The organism is Fuerstiella sp. (assembly GCA_022447225.1).
GTDB lineage: Bacteria > Planctomycetota > Planctomycetia > Planctomycetales > Planctomycetaceae > S139-18.
In genome coordinates, this window is the sequence record JAKVAZ010000006.1 from 768,860 (window position 1) to 790,911 (window position 22,052).

Genomic DNA, 22,052 nt, shown 5'->3' on the forward strand with positions numbered 1-22,052 from the left:
CTGCTTACCGGAGGTGATCTGAACGTTAACAACGTAAACAGATCACCGGTTCCCAACGGCTCCCCGGTCTTTGTGAATCTTGTACTCCACAGCATCCACCAGTGCGATCCAGCTGGCCTCGATGATGTTTTCGCTGACCCCTACCGTGCTCCAGATACTATGCTGATCACGACTTTCAATAACAACACGTACGCGGGCAGCCGTACCTTCTGTGCTGTTAATCACACGCACCTTGTAGTCCATGAGAGTCATTTCGGACAGACACGGATAAGCCGCGTTAAGTGCTTTCCGCAGGGCAGTGTCCAGTGCATTGACAGGACCGTCTCCTTCACCAACAACGTGTTGTTCTTCACCGTTGACTGTAAGCTTAATGATTGACTCAGTCACCGGATCACGATCCCGATTCAGAACGTTGACCCGATAGTGATCCAGTTCAAACGACTTCTGATATGAGCCGGCGTATTTCATCACCAGCAGATCGAATGACGCTTCCGCAGCTTCAAACTGGTAACCGTCATTTTCCAGGTCCTGAACGGCCTTTAGCAGTTTCGCCTGCAGGTCCCTGTCCTCCTGCAGGCGAAATTTTGTTGTTTTGGCCACGATATTGGAGCGACCTGACAATTCACTGACCAGAACCCGGCGTACATTTCCGACAGAATCGGGTCTGACATGTTCGTAGCTGTGAGAAACCTTGTTCACCGCGTGTACGTGCATGCCGCCTTTGTGCGCAAACGCACTGGACCCAACAAAGGCCTGACCGTTGCGGAAGTTCATGTTCGCGATGTCGTACACATAACGAGAAAGTTCCGTCAGACGGTTAATTCCATCTTTGACCAGGATCTCACGGCCAAGTTTCAACGATAGATTCCCGGCGACAGAAATCAGGTCCGCATTCCCACAGCGTTCTCCAATCCCGTTGATCGTTCCCTGCACCTGAACAGCACCGGCTTCAACACCTGCCAGGGAATTCGCAACCGCAAGTTCACTGTCATTGTGGGTATGAATTCCCACCGGAGTATTGAAATTATTTTTCAATGCTTTCACGGCTTCTGCTATCTGCCCCGGCAGCCGACCTCCATTGGTGTCGCACATACAAATCATATTGGCCCCCGCGTCAGCCGCCGCCTGCCATGTCTGCTGTGCATATTCAGGATTCGCCAGCCATCCGTCAAAACAGTGTTCCGCGTCATAGATCACTTCGCGGCCTTCGGACTTCGCATATGCGATCGAATCGCGAATCATTTCCAGATTTTCTTCCAGCGTGACATTGAGCACTTCAGTCACATGCAAGTCCCACGTCTTTCCCACAATCGTAATGACGGGCGCCCGACTTTTGACAAGTGCCTGCATGCCGATGTCATCACAGGCTTCAACACCTCGCCGACGCGTCATGCCGAACGCGCTCACCTTTGCGTGCTTCCAGTCCATGTCGGCCGCGCGGCGAAAGAACTCTTCGTCTTTAGGATTGGAAAGCGGGTAGCCACCTTCAATGTAATCAAAACCAAGTTCGTCCAGCCGGACCGCAATCATCAACTTGTCATGCAGAGAAAAATTGACACCTTCCCCCTGGGCACCGTCACGCAGTGTTGTGTCGTACAGCTGAACGGCTGTCATAATTGCCACTTTCCGGGACTGAGAGCAAAGTGTCTTTCAGCAAACAGCTCAGGACTATCTGAGATTTTTGCCGGCTCTGAATCAGAAGCTCGGGGATTCGATGAACTTCTCTCTATGCCTGCGGCGCGGTTCCGCGAGCCAACTCTTCATCCCATTCGTTAAGCAGTGGCCAGTCGATGGCACAGGTTCCAAAGTCAGCCATGTACTGGTAGCCGGTCAATCGATCAATTGCAGATGTCAGAAGATTCACATCTTTTGAGAACGCAGGTCCATGACTCGGCAGCAGCCATTCGACGTCGCTTTCCCGAATGCGTGTGAGTGACTGGATGAATGCCGGAATATCGGATCCATGGTGGGCATCAATGCTTCCGACACACCCATCCCGAAATATATTATCGCCGGAGAACAGCAGATTCCCCAAGCGAAAAGACAACTGCCCTGTTGCGTGTCCGGGTGTGTCCCAGATTTCGAGGCTCAGGTCCCCCAGTTGAAGGACGTCACCATCACTGACTGTCTTGGCGATATGAGATTCCGGCATTACGATGGAAATTCCCTGTGCAGGAACCTCCGCGAACGATGCGATCCGGTCACCTTCTTCCAGAATCCGTTTCGCATCACCATGAGCGACGGTCACTGATCCCGGCAACAGTTCAGAAGCTCGCTGAAGTCCCTGCACGTGGTCCGCATCGGCATGTGTGGCAATCAGGTACTTACAGCCGGCAAGCGGAAAGTCCATCTGCCGAATCATTTCAATAATTTCGTCTACAGTGTCTTCGTAGCCAATATCGATCAGCATCCAGTCGGTACCGGAAAACACCAGATAGACACAGCAGCCAAAGCGCCGACGCGCCTGGAAATTCATTTCGATAACGTTGGGGAACAACTCTCGTCGAGTCAGCATTGACCGGACTTTCGGATTGAAATTAGCTGTGGGGAATCCGTTCACTGCTCATTCTAAGCTGCGAACGACAGTGCAGCAATGTCGGGACAGATACCAAGATGTTCTCGGAACGCAAATTAGACGTCCCCAAGCTTCACCTGCAGGTCATACCAGGAATTTTCGGTCTCCGCCAGTTGTTTCTGGATCGCTTCGATCTGCAGATGCAGTTTAAGTGCGTCTTCTGCACCAGCCGCATTAAGCATCTGTGCGTTCAGCTCTTTCTTGTCGTCGTCCAGCTTCGCAATCTTCTTCTCAAGATTGCGAAGCTGACGCCGGGCATTATGCTGCTGTTTGCCCGACATGGACTGCCTGGCAGTCGGAACTGTTGGCATACGATTCTTTGCCCGTTCCCGTTCGCCGGCGTCAATCTCGCTGTTAACCGCATACAAATAGGCTTCGTAGGTTCCGCCGTAACTGCGGGCTCGCCCGTCCCGAACCTCAATCACATTCGTTGCAATGCGACTGACGAAGTGTCGGTCGTGACTGGTGAACAGAACTGTTCCCTGGTAGGCAATCAACGCTTCCGCCAACGACTCAACCGACTCAACATCCAGATGGTTACCTGGTTCGTCGAGAACCAGCACATTATAATCGCCGAGCAGCAGTGCGGCCATGCACAGACGTGCACGTTCGCCTCCGGAAAGGACCCGAATAGACTTTTTCACGTGAGAACCGCGGAACAGCAGTGCACCGGCTAGATTCAGACAGTCCTGCGTGGTCACACCTGGCATGGAGTTGTACTCGAGGTACTCCAGAACGGTCTGGTCTTCGGGTAACGTAGAGTACACATGTTGAGCGTATACGCCGACATTGCAGCCGAACCCCCACTTGACACGACCGGCCAGGGGCTTCAACGAATCCACGATAGTCCGCAGTAAGGTTGTTTTGCCCTGTCCGTTGTCACCAACAATGGCCGCACGCTGGCGGTGCTCCAGTTCCAGGTCGATTCGTTCGGCTACGACGTGGTCGGAATACCCGATTGACAAATCGAGGCATCGGACCGCCGGCCCCTGACGCGGTTCAACAACCGGGGCCTTGATCTGAACCGTGGGCAAATCACTCTCGATTTCCACCGTTTGCAGACGATCCAGCTGTTTTTGCTTGGATCGAGCCTGACTCGCCGTTGTCGCACGGGCGCGATTCTTGTCAATAAATCGCTGCAGCTGTTTTTGTTTGGTGATTACTGCCGCGTTTGTACGTTGATCACGCAAACGCTGTTCCTCCAACTGTTCAAGATAGGCCTCGATTTTCCCGGGATACAGCGTGAGCTTTCCCCGCGACAGCTCCAGTGTTGATTCGCAGGTCGCAGTGAGGAAAGCCCGGTCATGGGATACGATCAGACAGGCAGCCGGGAATCTCTGGAGAAAATGTTCGAGCAGAATCTGTGTCCGGAGGTCAAGAAAGTTCGTCGGTTCATCGAGCATCAGCAGATTCGGGTCATGAAGCAGCAGAGCTGCCAATTTGACTCGAGTTTGCCAGCCACCGGACAGCTCATGCACCGGGCCATCAAGGGTGACACCTTTGAGTTCAAACTGACCGGCAACTTCACCGCACTTCCAGTCCGGCTGCCCGCTGTCACGCATAAGAAAGTCGAGTGTCGATTCACCGGACCTGAACGGATCATGTTGTCTGAGGTAACCGATGCGCAGATTCGGACTGTGGATAACTTGTCCACTGTCCAGATCTTCGTCCCCCAGCATCGCGCGCAGTAAAGTGGACTTTCCGGCACCGTTGCGACCAATTAGACCCGTCTTCATTCCTTCATGGATCGTAACGCTGGTGGCATTCAGAAGTTGCTGATCACCGTAGCTCTTAACGGCATCGGTAAGTTGAAGAAGGACTGACATGCGATTAAGGAACAGCGTGGCAGAGTGAGATGGCCATGGTGGAAGTCGATGGATTCGAGCAAATGAAATCCCCTGTCCGGAAAAATAGACAGAGAAGTGTTACAGCAACGAGCAGCGGATCACGGTTATCTTGTCAGGATCCCGGATGACTGATCCGGTGAAATTCCCGCACGTTTCGGCGAGACGCTACTCAATTGTTGTTTGATGCCTGGCTTGAATTCGATCTGAAACAGGAACGGAAGAACTAACCGCCGGTCATCCGGCCTCAACAGCCGCCTGAGCTGCGGCAAGTCGAGCGATTGGAATTCGGCGAGGCGAACAGCTGACATAGTTCAAGCCGATTTCGTGGCAAAAGTACACGGATTTGGGATCACCACCATGCTCACCGCAGATCCCGATCTTCAGGTCACTGCGAGTACCTCGGCCGTCTTCGACGGCGATCTTCATCAGCCGCCCAATCCCTGTCTGGTCGACCGTCTGGAACGGATCGGCCGGCATGATGTCGTTTTCCGTGTAGTAACCGATAAATCCCTTGTAGTCGTCCCGGCTGATTCCCAACCCGGTCTGTGTCAGATCATTGGTCCCAAAACTAAAGAATTCAGCCGTCTGTGCAATTTCATTGGCCGTCAGGGCAGCCCGCGGAATTTCAATCATTGTCCCGGTCATGAAATCCACGGTAACACCCTGTTCTTCAAAGACTCTGGCCGCTGTTTCTTTGACAATCGCGGTCTGATTATCAACTTCGGTTTTGTATCCGGCCAGTGGAATCATGATTTCCGGATGACATTCGATGCCTTCCTTCTTCAGGGCACAGGCCGCTTCAAGGATTGCCCGAGCCTGCATCGACGTAATTTCGGGATACACAATTCCCAGTCGACAGCCGCGATGTCCAAGCATTGGATTCGATTCCACCAGCTCCGCAACACGACGTTTAACATCTTCTTCGGTCACACCGAACGTCTTTGCCAGCTTTCCGGCCAGTTGCGGATCTTCGTGCATGTGATGTTCAGACAGGAATTCGTGCAGAGGTGGATCCAGCAGCCGAATTGTGACCGGTCTTTCGCCCATTGTTCTGAGCAGGTGCGTGAAGTCGTCACGCTGGAAATTGATCAGCTTGGAAAGTGCAGCTTCACGATCTTCCCTGCTGGTTGAAAAGATCATTTCGCGCATTTCGTCAAGGTGATCAAAGAACATGTGCTCGGTTCGGCACAGCCCCACACCCTCAGCGCCCAGCTGGACCGAAACTTCTGCGTCATGCGATTCTGTGTTGGCCCGTACGTTCAGTTTACGGTGCTCATCCGCCCACGTCATAAGCTGAGCGTAACGTTGATAGACGTCTGAATCTTCCGGTTTCCTGTTACCGGTCAATACTTCCATCACTTCCGACGGACTGGTTTCGATCTTTCCGGTGAAAACTTCACCACTGAAGCCGTCGATCGACATCCAGTCCCCCTCCCGCAGCACCGTGTCACCCACAGTGACGGTCCCTGCCTCATAGTCTATTTTCAGGGCATCACAGCCACAGACGCAGGTCTTTCCCATCTGGCGGGAAACCAGGGCCGCATGCGAAGATGCTCCTCCAAAGGCCGTCAGAATTCCGTTGGCCACTTTCATGCCCCGCAGGTCTTCCGGGCTGGTCTCTTTACGAACCAAAACCAGCTGCAGGTCATTATCAGCGTTCCAGCGTTCTTCGGCATCCGATGCATGAAACACGATCTGCCCGGTCGCCGCCCCGGGGCCGGCATTAATTCCCCTCGCCAGCAGTCGGTTGTCAGCTTCGGCCTTCTTCTTGTCAGCCGGATCAAAGATCGGCTGCAGCAGCTGGTTGAGATCGTCAGCCGGAATTCGACGTTTTTCAAGTGCTGTACGAGCGTCGATCAGTCCTTCATTGACCAGATCCACAGCAATCCGAACTGCCGCAAAACCTGTTCGCTTGGCATTACGTGTCTGAAGCATCCAGACTTTGCCATTCTCAACCGTGAATTCAATGTCCTGTGTATCTTTGTAATGCTGTTCGAGAGCCTTGCCAATGTTAGTCAGCTGCTCAAACGCTTCCGGTTTATCGAGGCTGAGTGTTTCCTCGACTCGTTTTGGCGTACGCGTACCCGCAACCACATCCTCACCCTGCGCGTTGATCAGATAGTCCCCGCAGAAGCCCGGCGTTCCGTCTGAACAATTGCGAGTGAGCCCAACACCGGTTGCACATTCATCACCAAGATTCCCGAAGACCATGGCCTGAACGTTGGTGGCTGTCCCCCACGAGTGCGGGATGCCGTACTGTCGACGGTAAACCATAGCACGGTCGTTCATCCAGCTGCCAAAGACAGCCCCGATGCAACCCCACAGCTGTTCCATGGGATCTTCCGGAAATTCAATCCCGGCATGTTTCTTAATCACCCCCTTGAAGTCGATCACGATCTGCTTGAGTGCCTCGACACTCAGGTCTTTTTCGTGTTCGGCACCGACTGCATCACGAGCCTTTTCCAGAATGTCTTCGAAATGGTCAGGATCATTTTTCGACTCCGGCTTCAGGTCCAGGACAACGTCTCCGTACATCTGGATCAGACGTCGATAACTGTCCCATGCAAAGTGTTCATTCCCTGCCTGCCGAATCAGTGCCTGAACGACTTCCTCATTAATTCCGATATTGAGGACGGTATCCATCATCCCCGGCATGGATTCACGTGCGCCCGACCGGCAACTCAGCAAAAGCGGATTTTTGGGGTCGCCATATTTTCGCCCCATAACGCTCTCTGCGTTACTGATTGCGGCAATGACCTGGTCATTCAACTCCGGAGGATAACTGCGGTCATTGTCATAAAAGTAGGTACAGACTTCAGTTGTGATCGTGAACCCGGCAGGCACCGGCATACCGATTCGGCTCATTTCGGCCAGATTGGCACCTTTACCACCGAGCAGTGCCTTTTGAGTTGAATTGCCGTCAGCTTTGCCGTCACCAAACGTATAAACGTACTTCTCAGACATTGATTTCCTGCCATTTCAGGGTCAGATTCACGACAAACGCACAGCCTGTTGAGGAAGCTGTCACCATCCTGTCACGCCGCGCGCAACACAGCCGCGATTCGAACGGTCGAACTGTCGGCAAAATTAGCAGTGCCCATGTGCAGATTCAAGCAGGCATGCCATTCCCGGCCTGTCGGCTCAGGGTTGAGAAGTTGATGCAGTCCTTTCGATAAAACCCCTGTTTCGTCGAATTACTGCTACTGTGTGCCATACATTCCGGCATTCTCAAAAAGACAACGCTTCCTACAGATCAGTGGCATGTACTGTTCGTCCTGAGTCTCGATACGCTTTCCTGATTATTACCTGCCAAAACTGCCTGCCGCTCTGGAGTGATTCATGTCCGCACAGGATTTTGAGCTTCGCCGCCACAAACTTATTCGCAGTTTGAAGTCGGCCGACATCGACTCACTGCTGGTTTCCAGTGAAACCAATGTTCGTTATCTGACCGGATTTACAGGAGATTCAAGCTGGCTATTCATCAGCTCCGGAAACACGATCCTGATCAGTGATTCCAGGTACTCAACTCAGATTGGTAAAGAATGTCCGGGTCTCGATACCGAAATCAGAGGTGTCGGCAAATCCATGCCGGACGCTGCCGCTGCTATCGTCAAGAAAGCAGGCGTGACTCATTTGGGAGTTGAAGGAAATCACCTGACCATATCTCAACACGCATCGCTGGAGAATACGGTCACCCGAGCTCAACTAATTGTCACCGATTCGCTGACAGAGCAGTTGCGTGTCATTAAAGACAAATGGGAAATCGCTCAGATTCGACAGGCGATCCATCAGGCTGAACGCGGAATTGCCGTCCTGCGAGCCAGTGTCCGCCCGAACCAGACGGAAACGGAAATACGGTATGCACTGGAAGCTTCGATGCGGGATTTCGGGGCCGCCGGCCCGGCATTTGAACCGATCGTGGGAGTTGGGCCGACCGCTGCACTCCCCCATGCACACTCCGGAGTACGTATGATTGAGGAATCTCCGCTGCTTCTGGTTGACTGGGGGGCACAATCGAAATCCGGGTACCGTAGTGACCTAACTCGTGTGTTCTTCACCGGAACCGTCACAAAAAAGATGCAGAATGTCTACCAGACAGTACTGGACGCCCAGCAGGCCGCGATTCAGAAAATCAAACCAGGTGTGGCCTGCAAAGACGTGGATGCGGTCGCCCGGGGAATCATTTCCGACGCAGGATATGGACGAAAATTCGGCCACGGACTCGGCCATGGGATTGGCCTGGACATTCACGAAGCCGTCCGGCTGGGGCCTGGGTCAAATGAAATCCTCAAACCGGGTATGATTGTGACCGTAGAGCCAGGTATTTACCTGAAAGGCCGGTTTGGAGTTCGAATTGAGGACGATGTGCTGGTAACGCGAGGCGGATTCCAGGTGCTGACGTCTGTTCCCCAGGAATTCGATGATGCAATGATTGATTTCCTTGCATAATTCAGGCTGGTTGACAAAGCTTTCCGGTTTTCCACAGTCTGTGATCCTGAATACGTATATCGACGACACCAACTGAGTTCACTCAGGCGATCATATTATCCAATCGGGGCAGCACTGATATCAGTACTGCCGCAACCACCGGGTGCCTGACAGGAATGAGCCTGCGTTCATCAGTCACAATAAAAAAGAGCACCTCCAGACTATTGGCTTCAAACCAAACAAAAATACTGACACACTTCCCGCGGGAATGCTGAAATTCAGATGCAAGGAGACAATCGACCATGGCCAAATCATCTGAAAGTGATTCTGGTGGTTTCGATCTTGATCGATTCCGCAAGCTACTGCAGTTGATGGACAAATACGGGGTCACAGAAACGCAACTCACAAAGGGCGAGGAATCCTGGAAAGTACGGCGCGGGCCGAAACAGGTGGTGGAAGCCCCGATGTACTCTGCGCCCCCGGTCTACTCTACCCCCCCTCTATCCTCGCCCGATCCTGTGGCTGCCGGAACCCCCACTGCAGCAGGACAGGAGACGTCGTCAGCCGCAGCCACCGGAAAAACAATTGACGCTCCAACGGTGGGGACGTTCTATGCAGCAGCCAACCCTGAAGATGAACCGTTTATAAGTGTGGGATCCACTGTAAAAGCGGATACGATCGTCTGCATCATCGAAGCCATGAAGGTTTTCAATCAAATACCGGCGGAAACAAGTGGTAAAGTTGTGGAGGTATTGGTTGACAACGGTGAACCGGTTGAATTCGGTCAACCGCTGTTTCGTATTGAATAACAGGAAAGCAACCAGATCGCCGGCGGTAACCCGGGACTGTCGGAAAGTACGGATCACCGTTTGACCGTTGAGTCCACCCCGTGAACAGTTTCAGACACCCGTACAGGACGAACACATCCCGGTATTCGCGCGTCATCAGATTTCGGACCTGAATACGACATTGACAGATTGACCATTCATGTTTCAGCGAATTCTCATCGCAAATCGCGGAGAAATTGCTCTGCGGATCATCCGGGCCTGCCGTGAGCTGGGTGTCGAGAGCGTTGCCGTTTTTAGCGAGGCTGATCGCGGCGCTCATTATCTTGAGCTGGCTGACGAAGCCTGGTGCATTGGCCCTGCACCGGCGTCTGAAAGTTACCTGCTGATCAACAATCTGATCAGTGCGGCGGAAATCGGGAATGTGCAGGCCGTTCACCCAGGCTATGGATTTCTGGCAGAGAATGCTCACTTTGCCAGAGTCTGTCGTGAATGCAATATTGAATTCATTGGCCCGCCACATGATGCAATGGCTCAACTGGGCGACAAAGTCAGTGCCCGGGAAATCGCGCGCAGCGCTAATGTGCCGTGCGTACCCGGCAGCGATGGCCTCATCAGCGACGTTCAGGAAGCGGTTCGCGTGGCCGACGAAATTGGATACCCGGTATTGATCAAAGCCACGGCAGGTGGTGGCGGCAAAGGGATGCGTGTGGCCGGCAATGAAGTTTCGCTAAGAGCGGGACTGCAGGCAGCGTCGGCTGAAGCCGAAAAAGCCTTTAGTAATGCGGGTGTATACCTGGAAAAATTTGTGGAACGTCCCCGTCATGTTGAAGTGCAGATTTTGGCAGACAGGCACGGAAATGCTGTCCATCTGTGGGAACGCGACTGTTCGATGCAGCGGAAGCATCAAAAACTGATCGAAGAAAGCCCGGCACCGAATCTGCCAGGTCCTGTTAGGGAAAAAATTTGCGAAGCCGCGGTGAGGCTGATTAAACACGCTGACTACCAGAATGCCGGAACAGTCGAATTCATTGTCGACAAGGATCACAACTTCTACTTCATCGAAGTGAATGCCCGAATTCAGGTGGAGCATCCGGTCACAGAGCTGGTAACAGGAATTGATTTGATTAAGCAGCAGATTCTGATCGCTGCAGGTGAAGAACTGCCGTTCACACAGGCGGACATCCCATGCTCAGGATCGGCAATCGAATTGCGGATTAATGCCGAAGATCCGGATAATGAATTCCGGGGCAGCCCCGGCAGGATTTCAAAGTTACGTCTGCCCGGCGGGCCTGGAATTCGTTTTGATTCGCATGTATATGAAGGTTACACAATAAGCCCCTACTATGATTCCATGATCGGTAAACTCATTGTGCATAAACCGACTCGTGATGAATCAATCGCCGGGATGAAACGCTGTCTGAAGGAATTCGTTGTGGACGGCGTAAAAACAACACTTCCACTCGCTGTCAAAATGTTCAACCACTCAAGATTTGTCGACGGAACCGTGGATACCACGTTCGTTGAACGCACATGGTGACTCACACAGACGTTGCTCACATGTTGTCGTTCAGAATTGATTTAACGGGAAACGTGCTACCCGTATCCGTATCCGTATCGTTCCGGCACAGAAACCACAAAGTGGCTTCAATACAATCAGAACGAGTTATGGCTTCCTGATAAGGGAAGATTCTTCAGCTCCCTCAGATCGGCGTGCAAAGACAATAATCTTATCGTGTTCCGCTAAAAGCAGCGCCGCTTCACCCATTCGGAAATCCCCATGCCTGACGATATCAAAAAGATCGCCCTGCTCTTCGCCGGAGGTCCTGCCCCTGCAGCCAACGCAGTCATCTCTTCCTGTGCGATTTCCTGCATCAATAACGGAATCGATGTTGTCGGCATCAGGCATGGCTATTCCGGCCTGATTAACTATCAGCCGCAGAATCCCCTGGTCGAAGGGGAGGACTACATGAAACTCCACGAAATCATGCTCCGCCGCACGCGGAGCAAGCAGGGCATTCTAATAGGAACGGCCCGCACCAATCCCGGAAAACACGTCACCCGCCCGGAGGATTTTGAGGACGAAAACAAGATCGCTCCACTGCGTCAGGTCTACGAAGGCCTGAGGTCTCTTGATGTGGACGCACTGGTCTCGATCGGTGGAGATGACACCCTTAAAACAGCTAACAAGCTCCGAATGTTCCAGGATCGACTGCCGGCAACCAGTCCCGGAATTCCGATTGTTCATGTCCCCAAGACAATCGACAACGATTACTCAGGAATTGATTTTACCTTTGGCTACTTTACGGCCGTGGAAACACTGGGCAGGGAGATCAGCAATCTGCATGCAGATGCGGAGGCTTCGCGGGCCTACTTTATTGTGGAAAGTATGGGTCGCAGTGCCGGATGGCTGGCTTATGGCGCGGCCATTGCCGGTGAAGCAAATATGGTGCTGAGTATCGAAGATATTGTCGGCGACCTGCGAGCTCCGGAATCGACCGATGAACGGACCGTAATGAATATCGACGCCGTTGTCGGAAAAATTGTTCGCATGATGCGGTACCGCGAGGAGACAAACGGGAAACAATACGGCGTGGTGGTTCTGGCCGAAGGTCTTGCCGAATATCTGTCGGACGAAGTCCTGTCCGATATACCTCGCGATGACCACGGACATATTTCAGTCTCACATGTCGACCTTGGAAAAATGTTTGCCAAACGGGTAGCCGACGAACATGAGCGACAGACAGGAACCAAACGAAAAGTGACCGGCCTGCAACTCGGATACGAGTCTCGCTGTGCCCGGCCGCATGCTTTTGATGTGATGCTGGGCAGTCAGCTGGGAGTTGGGGCCTACCGTGCCCTGTGTGAAGAGAAACTCGACGGTGTGATGGTTTCTGTTTCAGGACAGCTCGACCTGCACTTCGTTCCGTTTGACGACCTGGTGGATCCGGAAACTTTGGTAACAAAAGTGCGGTTCATTAATCCCGGTTCTGATTTTCATCGGCTCGCCAGATTCCTTGAAACTCTGGTCGCAGACTAGTGCTCAAATGGTCCTGAAGTGAGAGGTGGTCCTGGTTCCTGCGGCCAACAGTTCCGGCACACCGCATTAGACAACAGCCGGAACCGGAACAGTCCTGTTTTTTTTCCGGCCGCGCAAGACGGTCCGAAAACGATTGTGTATGCCTGTCAAATGACTCCGGCCAGTGTGCTCCAGAAATATTTCGGCTATGAATCCTTCCGAGGTCCGCAGGAAGAGATCATCCGGCATGTGTATGCGGGAGGTCATGCGCTCGTGATCATGCCGACCGGGATGGGCAAGTCGTTGTGCTTTCAGATTCCCGCACTGATGCCGTCGATGCAAACACAGCCGCTGCCTGAGATCACTCTGGTTCTTTCGCCTCTGATCGCACTGATGAAGGACCAGGTTGATGCACTGCAGGAACGTGGCATTAACGCCACATTTGTCAATTCATCCTTGCGCCGACCGGAACGCGAGGCACGATACACGGGGATCGCCGAGGGACAGTTCGATTTGCTGTATGTCACTCCGGAACGGTTCCGCAAACCGGAGTTTCTTGACGTTATTGGTCGGCGGCAGGTCAGACTGCTTGCTGTCGATGAAGCTCACTGTATCAGTGAGTGGGGCCACGATTTTCGACCGGACTACACTCGACTAAAAGAATTACGGGAAATACTGGGTACTCCGCCGACCATCGCTCTGACTGCAACAGCAACAGTCGAAGTTCAGGCTGACATCATCAGGCAGCTGGGTTTATCCAGAGACCAAGTCGAACTGTACCATGAAGGAATTAATCGCCCCAATCTGGAACTGCTGGTCAAAGATGTCTGGGATGCTGAGGAAAAGGAACAGCAAATCATCGAAACAGTGGACCGCTGGCTGACAATGACATCTGTCGGCAGCGGAATTGTCTACTTCACTCTGATTCGAACACTGGAGGAATTCAGCGAACGTCTGACCGGACGCGGCATCGATCATGTGTGCTATCACGGGGATCTCGAACGTCGCTCGCGCAAACACATTCAGGAAGACTTCATGGCCGGGACCCGACGACTGGTCCTGGCGACGAATGCGTTTGGTATGGGAGTCGACAAGGAAGACATTCGATTTGTGGTGCACGCGGATGTTCCCGGTTCGATGGAATCATACTACCAGGAAATCGGTCGCGCCGGACGAGATGGCCGGCCGTCGGAGTGTCTCCTGCTGTACGACCAGCGTGATCTCAACACGCAAATGGAATTTATCCGCTGGAGCAATCCGGACGCTGACTTCTATGAACGCGTTTACAATCATCTGAAGAACGATCAGGAACAGATTCACGCGTTCGGAATTGAATGGCTGAGAGAACGACTTTGCGACCGGCAGCGACACGACCGGCGCGTTGAAACCACGTTAGCAATGATGCAGCGCTATGGTGTGATCGAAGATGAGATCGATCTGTCTGCGGTGAGTATCAACGGACCACTGCCGCATCCCCTGCGCGACCAGGAGCTACTGGAGGCAAAGCTGATCCGTGATCAAAAGAAGCTGTACGGACTCGTCCAGTATGTGCAGACCGACGGGGATCGGGTCGACTTCATCCATGACTACTTCGGTGTGAATCGTTAAGCGGAAACACGCGGCACAGCCGAGTGCGATGGCGCACAACTCAGCGGTTCCCGCCCGTGCCACTCGTGTTCAATTCCCGTCATCAGAAGTGCGTTATCGAACTCAACAGATCCCTCCGGAAAAATACTTCGATTATCGAAATACGAAGATTCGCAGACAGACACATCAAGTGGTGCAACATGCCAGCCACGGATCCGCAGTTCAAGTCCATCGTACCCGTCGTTTGTGGACGACGGGGAGTATCCAAGGCTTCCGGATTCAAAGAAATCAGACACCTCCCGGACGGATTCGAAGACAGACCCTGTCGGCAGGCTCGATGCCGGAACTCCGTCCACGAGAACACGTGTATCGGAGTCGAGATTCTTCATAGCCACGTAATACTCATGATCTGACTCTCGTACAGTGAAGCGGGCGCGGTGGTGGACACCAGGAAAGACCCGACCACCAGCCAGTACGTTGAGCCAGAAGGCGGAATCGCGTCGAGGGACGTAAACGCCTGTTTTGACACCATCCGGTGTATCCCATTTATCCGATGCGCCGCGTTTTCGGAAGCCACTCCTGCGAAACGAGGCAGAAAACGCGGACGAATTTGTTTGAGTCGGATCAGACAGATTCCGGCTACACCAAAGCCTCGAACCAATTGAGGACGAAACGGCGCCGGCAATTGAGCAGCGAGAACATCGGACGCGATCCGGAAGTTAACAAGAATCCGTCGGTCAATCACACCCTGTATAACGGGTAATCTCATAATCAGAGGTCTCATGATGCTGTGACGGAGTGCGTTTGACCCCTTGTCCGCGCAGCTTCAGGTATCACACAACCGGATCAGACTGTGAAGTCGAGGAAAAGCAGCTGTCACATGCCTGTCACAAACACAATACCGCAGAAACGACACTGAATTAACCGCTGCATCAACGACGTGGGATTCGGATCGCCGCACCCACCCTCAGATGATGAGGACTGTCCATTCGGTCATGATTTGCCTGGTAAATTTCCTGATAAAGATCGGGAGAGCCCATTAATTTTTCAGCAATGCCCGACAGTGTGTCCCCGTAACGAATTGTATATTCGACATACTCCACCGCTGGCCTCTCCTCACTGCCGTGACCTGCTGCGTCGGCTTCATCAGCGAAGCTGACAGAATCAGGTCCGACGGTCTCGGAAACGGTTTTATCAATCCCGGTGGCCTGAGCTGTCGGCGGGGCAAAAGGCGGCGATTCAGAGTCTGTTGGGGAGTGGAAATAATTTTTGGAATCTCCGTCACCGATGTTCGACCCTCTGGACAAATTCCCCTGTCCAATCGGAAGTACGACACCCGCGTCCTGCTGTTTGAACTGGTCGAACAACTCCGGAAGTGTCCACACATGGTTCGATTCATCAGGAACCACGTCCCGCTCATCAGCATAGATCGAAATATTGCGATCGCGCAGTCGCGAATCGATCAATTCTTCGCGTTCAACCAGCGGGATTTTCTCTACAGACAGCGGCTCATTGCGAAAAAACAAAGCAGCAACAACGCCGATCAACAGGATTCCCATTGCGAATCCAACCTTACGGTCTGCTGCCCAATCCGATTCGTTGGTCGCACCTGCCATTGAAGATTCACCTGCCCGCTGAATCCGGAACCTTTTTTACCGGTCGGCCGTGATCGACTTCGCGAAACATCGGAAAAAACCTGCCGGCACGGGAAAAGCCAAACCAGTATCTGCGCTGGTTTCGGGCTTGAAAGCAGGTTAACCGGACAATCATCACCGATGGACTTCCACGCAATCGGTATCGGCACCCTGCATCAGACGAATGAGATCAATCGGCGAAAACTGCCGAACGCTGTTGAATCACGACCGGCTGGCCGAATCAATACGTTTCGATCGATCAGTCAACGTCGGTGTCCGCTCGATTTAAACCACCTATTTTGTACAACCATCAAAATATGCAGCAGCGAAAGAATTGGACAAAAGTTAACAATCCCTACAAACCGATAGGACGACAGCAGACTGTGTTTTCCACGCGGTCGGTATGGTCACGGTTGTCTGACTTCTGTCTGCCTGATCAATCGTCTGGTTTCTGAAACTGAGCGATTGACTCGGATTACGGACAACAGGGTGCCCTCCCGACGAAAACGAGAAAAGGTCCGGTTCGCATGTCTTGTTCGAACCTGTTCCGAATTCCGGCGTTCCTTCTGACGATTCTGTTCACGGCAGACGTTGACGCTCAGGGACCGTACTTTCCGACTCAGCCACGGGCACTCAATCGATATGTTGGTGAGCAGTATCCCGACATCTGGGATGAGTCCATGCCCCTCGAACGAATGTTCTCGGCGGTGGCCAAGCGGAGCTGGTTTGAGGCGGGGTATCTGCACTGGAATCTCAATTCGCCAGCCGGCAGAAATCTGGGAGCACAGATCACAGACGTGCCGAATGCTGCAATACCCTATCAGGTATTTGACAACCTGAACGGTGGAGCATCCGCAGGGCTGGGAATTACTCCCAATGCCAGAAGTCTGGTACTGGAAGACACTTCCGGTTTCAAAGGAACATTGGGAGTCGCACTGGCGGACGGATGGGAATCAGAATGGGCATTCTTTGGAACCGAACAGTCAGAAAGCGATCTGATCTTTGACAATCTGCAGATCGGACGTGTGACGCCTCCAACGACGACAACGACAACGACAACGACAACGACAACTGTACCCTCCGGTCCCCAATACGGCACAACGGTGAATCCGAATATTGTTACCCCTTTGACAACGTCAGGGGGAGCGTCAAACCGAACCGCGATGAATGCGTTTGTCTTCGACAACAGTTATCTGGCTTCTCTGAACGCTCAACTCTGGGGCGCCGAAATCTTCCTGCTCAAAGAAAAGTATCTGCCAGGCACCATATTCAACTGGCAGTGGGCTACCGGGTTCCGTTACGTCAACGTCGATGAACAATATGCAATGATCGGCACGTCGGTCGACAGTGCTGCTATTGGCATCGATCGTATTACTCAAATCGGTGGTGACACCGTGAACAATATCTATGGCCCTCAGATTGGTGGTCGTGCCAGTATCACAACAAAATACGTAACATTAAGCGTCACTCCTAAAATTGCCGCGTCAATTAATGATCATACATCCACTGTGATAACCGGTCCTCTGACTGTCGCCAACGAACCGATTGTGCGAGTCACTGAGGAATCGATCGACTTCGCACCCATCGTTGAAGTCAATCTGAAGATGCAGATCCATCTTGGAACACATTTCAGCATCTTTGGCGGCTATGATTTCCTGTATATGTTCAATACGTCACGGCCGAATCACAATATTGTCTATGACAGTGTTCCCGGAGCAGGAGGCGTGTTCGAACCAAATATCGGACAGAATGTTTCGCTTACGGAATTCTATGCCAGAGGAATTAACGCCGGCATGCAGTTTACGTACTAAGACGAAGAACGAGATTGCAGTCCACATTCAAAAACCCTGCCGGCAGCTGGTGCCCTGCAGGGTTTTTCCCTGCGCGGTGACCATATCGTCCGAATCCATGTCCGATCTCGAAAATGTGAGCAAGAGTTCACATCGGAAACACCACGATCAACAGCCTGCAGAGGCATTGATCACCAACAAACAAACACGCGTCGGCAATACGACCGGTCTCCCGACTGGTGACGCACCAAGTTGACAGGACGCCCCCAAAAATTCATCCGTCAGCAGAACGACCGGCCGGAAATCCCTGGAAAACACTCAATTGCGAGCAATTTCTCGGAAAAGCTGGCACATTCCGTCGAATTTAGAGACAATACGTTCAGGTGATGTAAAGGGAGGTGATGGCGAGTGCCCGCCTCTCTGAACGCTGTCGTTAACGCGTGTGCGAGTCGAACCTATGAATACAGCAAAGTCGGTTTCGTCAAATCCCATGGCTCGTCGCAGTTTTTTCCAGGCAGGATCGCTGGCCCTGGGTGGCCTGGGTCTCAGTGATTTGCTGCAGGCGCGGGCGCAGGCAAAAGAAGATCGAGTGGCAGCGGCCGATACATCTGTGATTTTGATTTGGCTGCAGGGCGGGCCGAGTCACATGGAAACGTACGACATGAAGCCGGACGCCCCTCTGGATTACCGAGGATTATTGTCACCAATTCCCACGGTCGTACCAGGGCTGGATGTCTGTGAGTATCTTCCCATGCATGCTGCGGTGGCGGATAAATTCACGATCATCCGATCGATCGCACACAATTTTGCCAATCACGCGGGAGGAGCCGGGCGGTTTCTTTCAGGTTACAATCCTCTGAGAGTCCTCGATCCCAAGGCACAGTTTCCGTGTCTCGGTCCTGTCGTATCAAAAATGCTGGATGGCCGTCGTGATCCAGCCATGCCGCGGTATGTTGCCTCTTCTCAAAACGTGTATGGAGGTGGCGGCGCCGGTCTTGGGCCGGCTTACCTGCCGTTCACGGTTGGTGGTGATCCGAATTCACCGGATTTTAAAGTCAACAATTTGTCGCTGGCCCCCGCGATGAAGACCCGACTTGACGATCGACGTTCCTTGCTCACTTCAATCGATGATCTTCGGCGGGAGGTCGATTCGTCAGGTCTGATGGATTCAATGGATCAGTTCAACCGGGAAGCCGTCGATCTGCTAACCAGCAAAAAAGCCAGGGAGGCATTCGATCTGTCAAAGGAAGATCCCAAACTCCGTGACAGGTATGGTCGCCATAAATGGGGCCAGCGAGCTCTGCTGGCACGCCGACTGGTCGAAGCGGGTACCAGTTTCGTCACCATGCAAATGCAGAATCCGGGCATTCCCGGCGGGATTGGAAACTGGGATATCCACGCGGTCAATGGCCACTTGTATGATGATACCCGCGCCCGCCTGCCAGTGTTCGATCGGGCCATTTCGACTTTGGTTCAGGATATCTACGATCGTGGCCTGGACAAAAAGGTGATGTTGATTGTAACAGGTGAATTCGGCCGTACCCCGCGGATCAATTCGCGAAAGGGAACAGCATCAAAAGTCCTTCAGCCAGGCCGTGACCACTATCCGTACGCGATGTCAGTCCTTGTCGCCGGGGCCGGCATGGAAACCGGTCAGGTTGTCGGATCGACAACCGCCAAGGGTGAACGACCAAAGACCCGCCGACTGGATCCCAACGATTTGCTGGCAACCGTTTATCAACATCTGGGCATTGACCATCAGGCCATGGTTCCGGACACCAGCGGGCGTCCCGTTCCGCTCATCCCGCACGGCGAGCCAATTCGCGAGTTGTTATAAGAGTTCGTGCCGGCACTGCAGTTTCCTGCGATCCCTCTGTCTGAACCCAGGCTGTCAGAACACGGCCACTGACTCATCAGACACAGTTGTCCGGATTTCGACTTAGCTACGAGTTATCCTTTAGGCTGTAACACACGATCGACTGACCGTTTCGAAGGTACAGTCGTCTATCCGACACAGCAGGAAATGTCCACACGACGTTGCGTTTTCCTATGACTTCAATTGGGTCAATCGCATGGAACCGACCCGTTTCAGTGTAGCCCTGTGGAGTGAGGGTTGCCGAAATCAGGTCACCGGTGTCGCTAAGGATCAAATATCCGTTTTCCGTTTTAATCAGGAACGCGGAGGCGTTTGATTTTCCCCGGAGGCCGTCTTCTCCGGACGTCGGGCGAGCTGTCTGCCAAATGCGTTTGCCGTCCGATGCCCGTGCGCAAACAAGCGCTCCGCTGTGAGTGTCAGCGCCGTACAGGTAGCCTTGGTCAAAGACTGCCGCAGAGGTCGCCAGATAGATGGAATTACGAGGATTTCCTCGCCATAAGACTTCCGCCTCGGGACGATCATCTGCCAGCCGAAACATCCCTGAAACTCGACTCACTCCCGAAGCATACAGCAAATTTCCCTCGTGAATCGGCGGAAGAATGGACATACCGAATCCCGGTTTCAAAGGGTGATTCCAGTATTCGTAACCAGTCGCCGGATTCAGGCTGTGCAGTGTATCCGGATCCCAGATCAGCAACTGGTCGGTTCCGCCGGCCCGAATCACTGTCGGTGAACAATAGCCGGTTGCGGATGCGGACAGGCTGCGCCAGTGCTCCTGACCGGTTCTGCGATCAAAGGCAACCACCAGAGTGCCCTCGCCTCCCACCAGACAAATCACCGTTTCCCTGTAGATCAGCGGTGCCGCTGAGTGTCCCCAGTGGGGAGTTTCAGCACTGTAGTCCTTTGTGAAGTCGGAATCCCACACAACTTTTCCCGAATCTGCATGCAGACAAATCAGGTTTCCTTCAGCACCGAGACTGTAAACCAATCCATCGTAAATCGTGGGTGTCACTCGAGGCCCACTGCCATACGAAACAGCGTACGGCCGATTGTATTTGTATTCCCAGACGGGCGTGCCCCGGACAGCGTCAAAACACAGAACGCGTTCTGTCCCCTTAAGATTGTCACGACTGCCTGGATTGTTCGTTACATCCCCGGACGCCTTCACGTAGTCCGTCACGTAGACCCGCCCATTGACAACCGCCGCTCCCGAGTAGCCTAAATTGACCGGTTGCTCCCAAAGCTTCAGCAAACCGCCGTCGGGGATCCGGGTGATAATTCCGGACTCGCGCAGCACTCCGTCTCGAGTGGGGCCGTTCCACTGAGGCCAGTCGTCTGCCGAAGCCTGTATGGCCTGAACAGCCAGTAACAGCAGTAGTTCAAAAACACAATTCCGGCGAAGAAATGCAGAGGGCAGCATATTGGCATCCATGGCGGGCACGTGGTGTTTTTATATACCGTACAGAAAGCTGAACGGTGCTGCGAGTTTGGTTTTGCAGTCTGCTGACCTGTTCTGGCGGAAGACTCTGAATCTGGTCATGATAATCTGACGAAACCTCGTGAGATTCTCACCATTGCAGCGCATTTGTCACCCTCGTTCCGCTGCCTTTTACGTCGTCAGGCTCGCGTCCGTCTGATGGTAACCAACCACGGATCACTGTGCTGGAGTCCCGATCCTGTTTATCCTGTCAGCGTGAGTTGATTACTGATTTAAGATCGATTGACTAACCTGATATGTTCCGACACACAGTGACCGTATGCTGAGAACGAGTTCCCGGCCGGCTGAATGGCAAGGGGTCTGAAATACGATGACATCATTGAAGCAGCAATTTGTCCGGCAAAATTTCTCCAACGCCTACCAGTTGGTAGACGGGGAAGCCATGCATTCCAGTCATGGCAGCCGGTTTCAGATCCCTCCTTCCGTGATCAGGCGGCACGTTGGTACCGGCCACTTCGTTGAAGTCCGAATTGATTCACCTCGATTTTCTGTGCACAAAGACGATGCCGAACTGTGTACGTGTCCTTCCTGTCATGGCGAGATGTCTAAGCCGATTCTGAGACACGACCATCCAGCCACTCTGGTACCGACGACTCCGCAAAACATCCCGTCGCGAGGCTGGGGAGAAGATTTCTGGGTACGGATCACAGAAAGTGAAGACGACTATCTCAAAGGAGTCGTGGATAATCCGCTGATTGAGACTCGACTGCATAACATTCATTGCGGGGACAAACTTGTCCTGCAGCAAAAGCACATACTCGCAGTACATGCCAGTCATCGAGAAGACCTGGTACTCCGTATGAGTGCTGAAGAATTAAAGGAACTCGCGTTGTGGCTTGGCTCGATCAAGGACTAAAGCGACCACCAGAGACGAGCGATCCCGAATCATCTTAGCGGTGACCCCAGCTACAAAATCAAAAGAGCATCGAATCGGTATCCGGCGCAAAAAACGCAACCGATTATGCTTGAGGGCAGCCCAAAGCCAACAGGCCACCAATCGTCTAACCTGGTCT

Annotated in this window: 16 protein-coding genes; 8 read left to right on the top strand and 8 right to left on the bottom strand. The window is 53.0% G+C overall.

Going from position 1 to position 22,052, the window contains the following annotated elements:
* Nucleotides 1–42: 42 nt before the first annotated feature.
* The 4 genes from cimA to ppdK form a co-directional block, all read right to left on the bottom strand.
* Complete coding sequence (gene cimA, locus MK110_07375) at nt 43–1,614, bottom strand: citramalate synthase (GenBank protein MCH2211106.1); 1,572 nt, start codon at nt 1,612–1,614, stop codon at nt 43–45.
* Between the two features lie 112 nt (nt 1,615–1,726).
* Complete coding sequence (locus MK110_07380) at nt 1,727–2,515, bottom strand: MBL fold metallo-hydrolase (GenBank protein ID MCH2211107.1); 789 nt, start codon at nt 2,513–2,515, stop codon at nt 1,727–1,729.
* Between the two features lie 116 nt (nt 2,516–2,631).
* Nucleotides 2,632–4,401: an ABC-F family ATP-binding cassette domain-containing protein gene (locus MK110_07385; GenBank protein ID MCH2211108.1), complete on the bottom strand. Its 1,770-nt coding sequence runs from the start codon at nt 4,399–4,401 to the stop codon at nt 2,632–2,634.
* A gap of 255 nt (nt 4,402–4,656) precedes the next feature.
* The gene (ppdK, locus tag MK110_07390) at nt 4,657–7,386 is read right to left on the bottom strand and encodes a pyruvate, phosphate dikinase (GenBank protein MCH2211109.1); all 2,730 of its coding nucleotides are present in this window, start codon (nt 7,384–7,386) and stop codon (nt 4,657–4,659) included.
* Between the two features lie 375 nt (nt 7,387–7,761).
* Between ppdK and MK110_07395 the strand changes: the two genes are divergently transcribed.
* The 5 genes from MK110_07395 (at nt 7,762) to MK110_07415 (ending at nt 14,262) form a co-directional block, all read left to right on the top strand.
* A complete protein-coding gene (locus MK110_07395; GenBank protein ID MCH2211110.1) occupies nt 7,762–8,871 on the top strand; it encodes a Xaa-Pro peptidase family protein in 1,110 nt (369 codons plus the stop codon).
* A gap of 281 nt (nt 8,872–9,152) precedes the next feature.
* Nucleotides 9,153–9,659 carry an acetyl-CoA carboxylase biotin carboxyl carrier protein gene (gene accB / locus MK110_07400; protein ID MCH2211111.1) on the top strand — a complete coding sequence of 169 codons (507 nt, stop codon included), beginning with the start codon at nt 9,153–9,155 and terminating at the stop codon, nt 9,657–9,659.
* Between the two features lie 178 nt (nt 9,660–9,837).
* Nucleotides 9,838–11,175 carry an acetyl-CoA carboxylase biotin carboxylase subunit gene (gene accC / locus MK110_07405; GenBank protein ID MCH2211112.1) on the top strand — a complete coding sequence of 446 codons (1,338 nt, stop codon included), beginning with the start codon at nt 9,838–9,840 and terminating at the stop codon, nt 11,173–11,175.
* A gap of 240 nt (nt 11,176–11,415) precedes the next feature.
* Nucleotides 11,416–12,675 carry a 6-phosphofructokinase gene (locus MK110_07410; GenBank protein MCH2211113.1) on the top strand — a complete coding sequence of 420 codons (1,260 nt, stop codon included), beginning with the start codon at nt 11,416–11,418 and terminating at the stop codon, nt 12,673–12,675.
* A 150-nt stretch (nt 12,676–12,825) separates the two neighbouring features.
* Complete coding sequence (locus MK110_07415; GenBank protein ID MCH2211114.1) at nt 12,826–14,262, top strand: ATP-dependent DNA helicase; 1,437 nt, start codon at nt 12,826–12,828, stop codon at nt 14,260–14,262.
* Here MK110_07415 and MK110_07420 read toward each other — a convergent pair.
* From MK110_07420 to MK110_07430, 3 genes are all read right to left on the bottom strand, one after another.
* Nucleotides 14,259–14,630, bottom strand: a complete 372-nt coding sequence (locus MK110_07420; protein ID MCH2211115.1) for a hypothetical protein — start codon at nt 14,628–14,630, stop codon at nt 14,259–14,261. The genes MK110_07415 and MK110_07420 overlap by 4 nt on opposite strands.
* Nucleotides 14,627–15,010, bottom strand: a complete 384-nt coding sequence (locus MK110_07425; protein ID MCH2211116.1) for a hypothetical protein — start codon at nt 15,008–15,010, stop codon at nt 14,627–14,629. The genes MK110_07420 and MK110_07425 overlap by 4 nt, the downstream gene beginning before the upstream one ends.
* Nucleotides 15,011–15,173: 163 nt before the next feature.
* Complete coding sequence (locus MK110_07430) at nt 15,174–15,857, bottom strand: LysM peptidoglycan-binding domain-containing protein (GenBank protein MCH2211117.1); 684 nt, start codon at nt 15,855–15,857, stop codon at nt 15,174–15,176.
* Nucleotides 15,858–16,402: 545 nt separating this feature from the next.
* Between MK110_07430 and MK110_07435 the strand changes: the two genes are divergently transcribed.
* Both MK110_07435 and MK110_07440 read left to right on the top strand, forming a co-directional pair.
* Entirely contained in the window at nt 16,403–17,686 is a 1,284-nt protein-coding gene (locus tag MK110_07435; protein MCH2211118.1) for a BBP7 family outer membrane beta-barrel protein, read from the top strand.
* A 436-nt stretch (nt 17,687–18,122) separates the two neighbouring features.
* On the top strand, nt 18,123–19,502 hold the full coding sequence (locus MK110_07440; GenBank protein MCH2211119.1) for a DUF1501 domain-containing protein: 1,380 nt from the start codon (nt 18,123–18,125) through the stop codon (nt 19,500–19,502).
* Nucleotides 19,503–19,608: 106 nt separating this feature from the next.
* Here MK110_07440 and MK110_07445 read toward each other — a convergent pair whose 3' ends face one another.
* A complete protein-coding gene (locus MK110_07445) occupies nt 19,609–20,973 on the bottom strand; it encodes a PQQ-like beta-propeller repeat protein (GenBank protein ID MCH2211120.1) in 1,365 nt (454 codons plus the stop codon).
* A gap of 376 nt (nt 20,974–21,349) precedes the next feature.
* Between MK110_07445 and MK110_07450 the strand changes: the two genes are divergently transcribed.
* Entirely contained in the window at nt 21,350–21,895 is a 546-nt protein-coding gene (locus tag MK110_07450; protein MCH2211121.1) for a hypothetical protein, read from the top strand.
* The last annotated feature ends 157 nt before the right edge of the window (nt 21,896–22,052 follow it).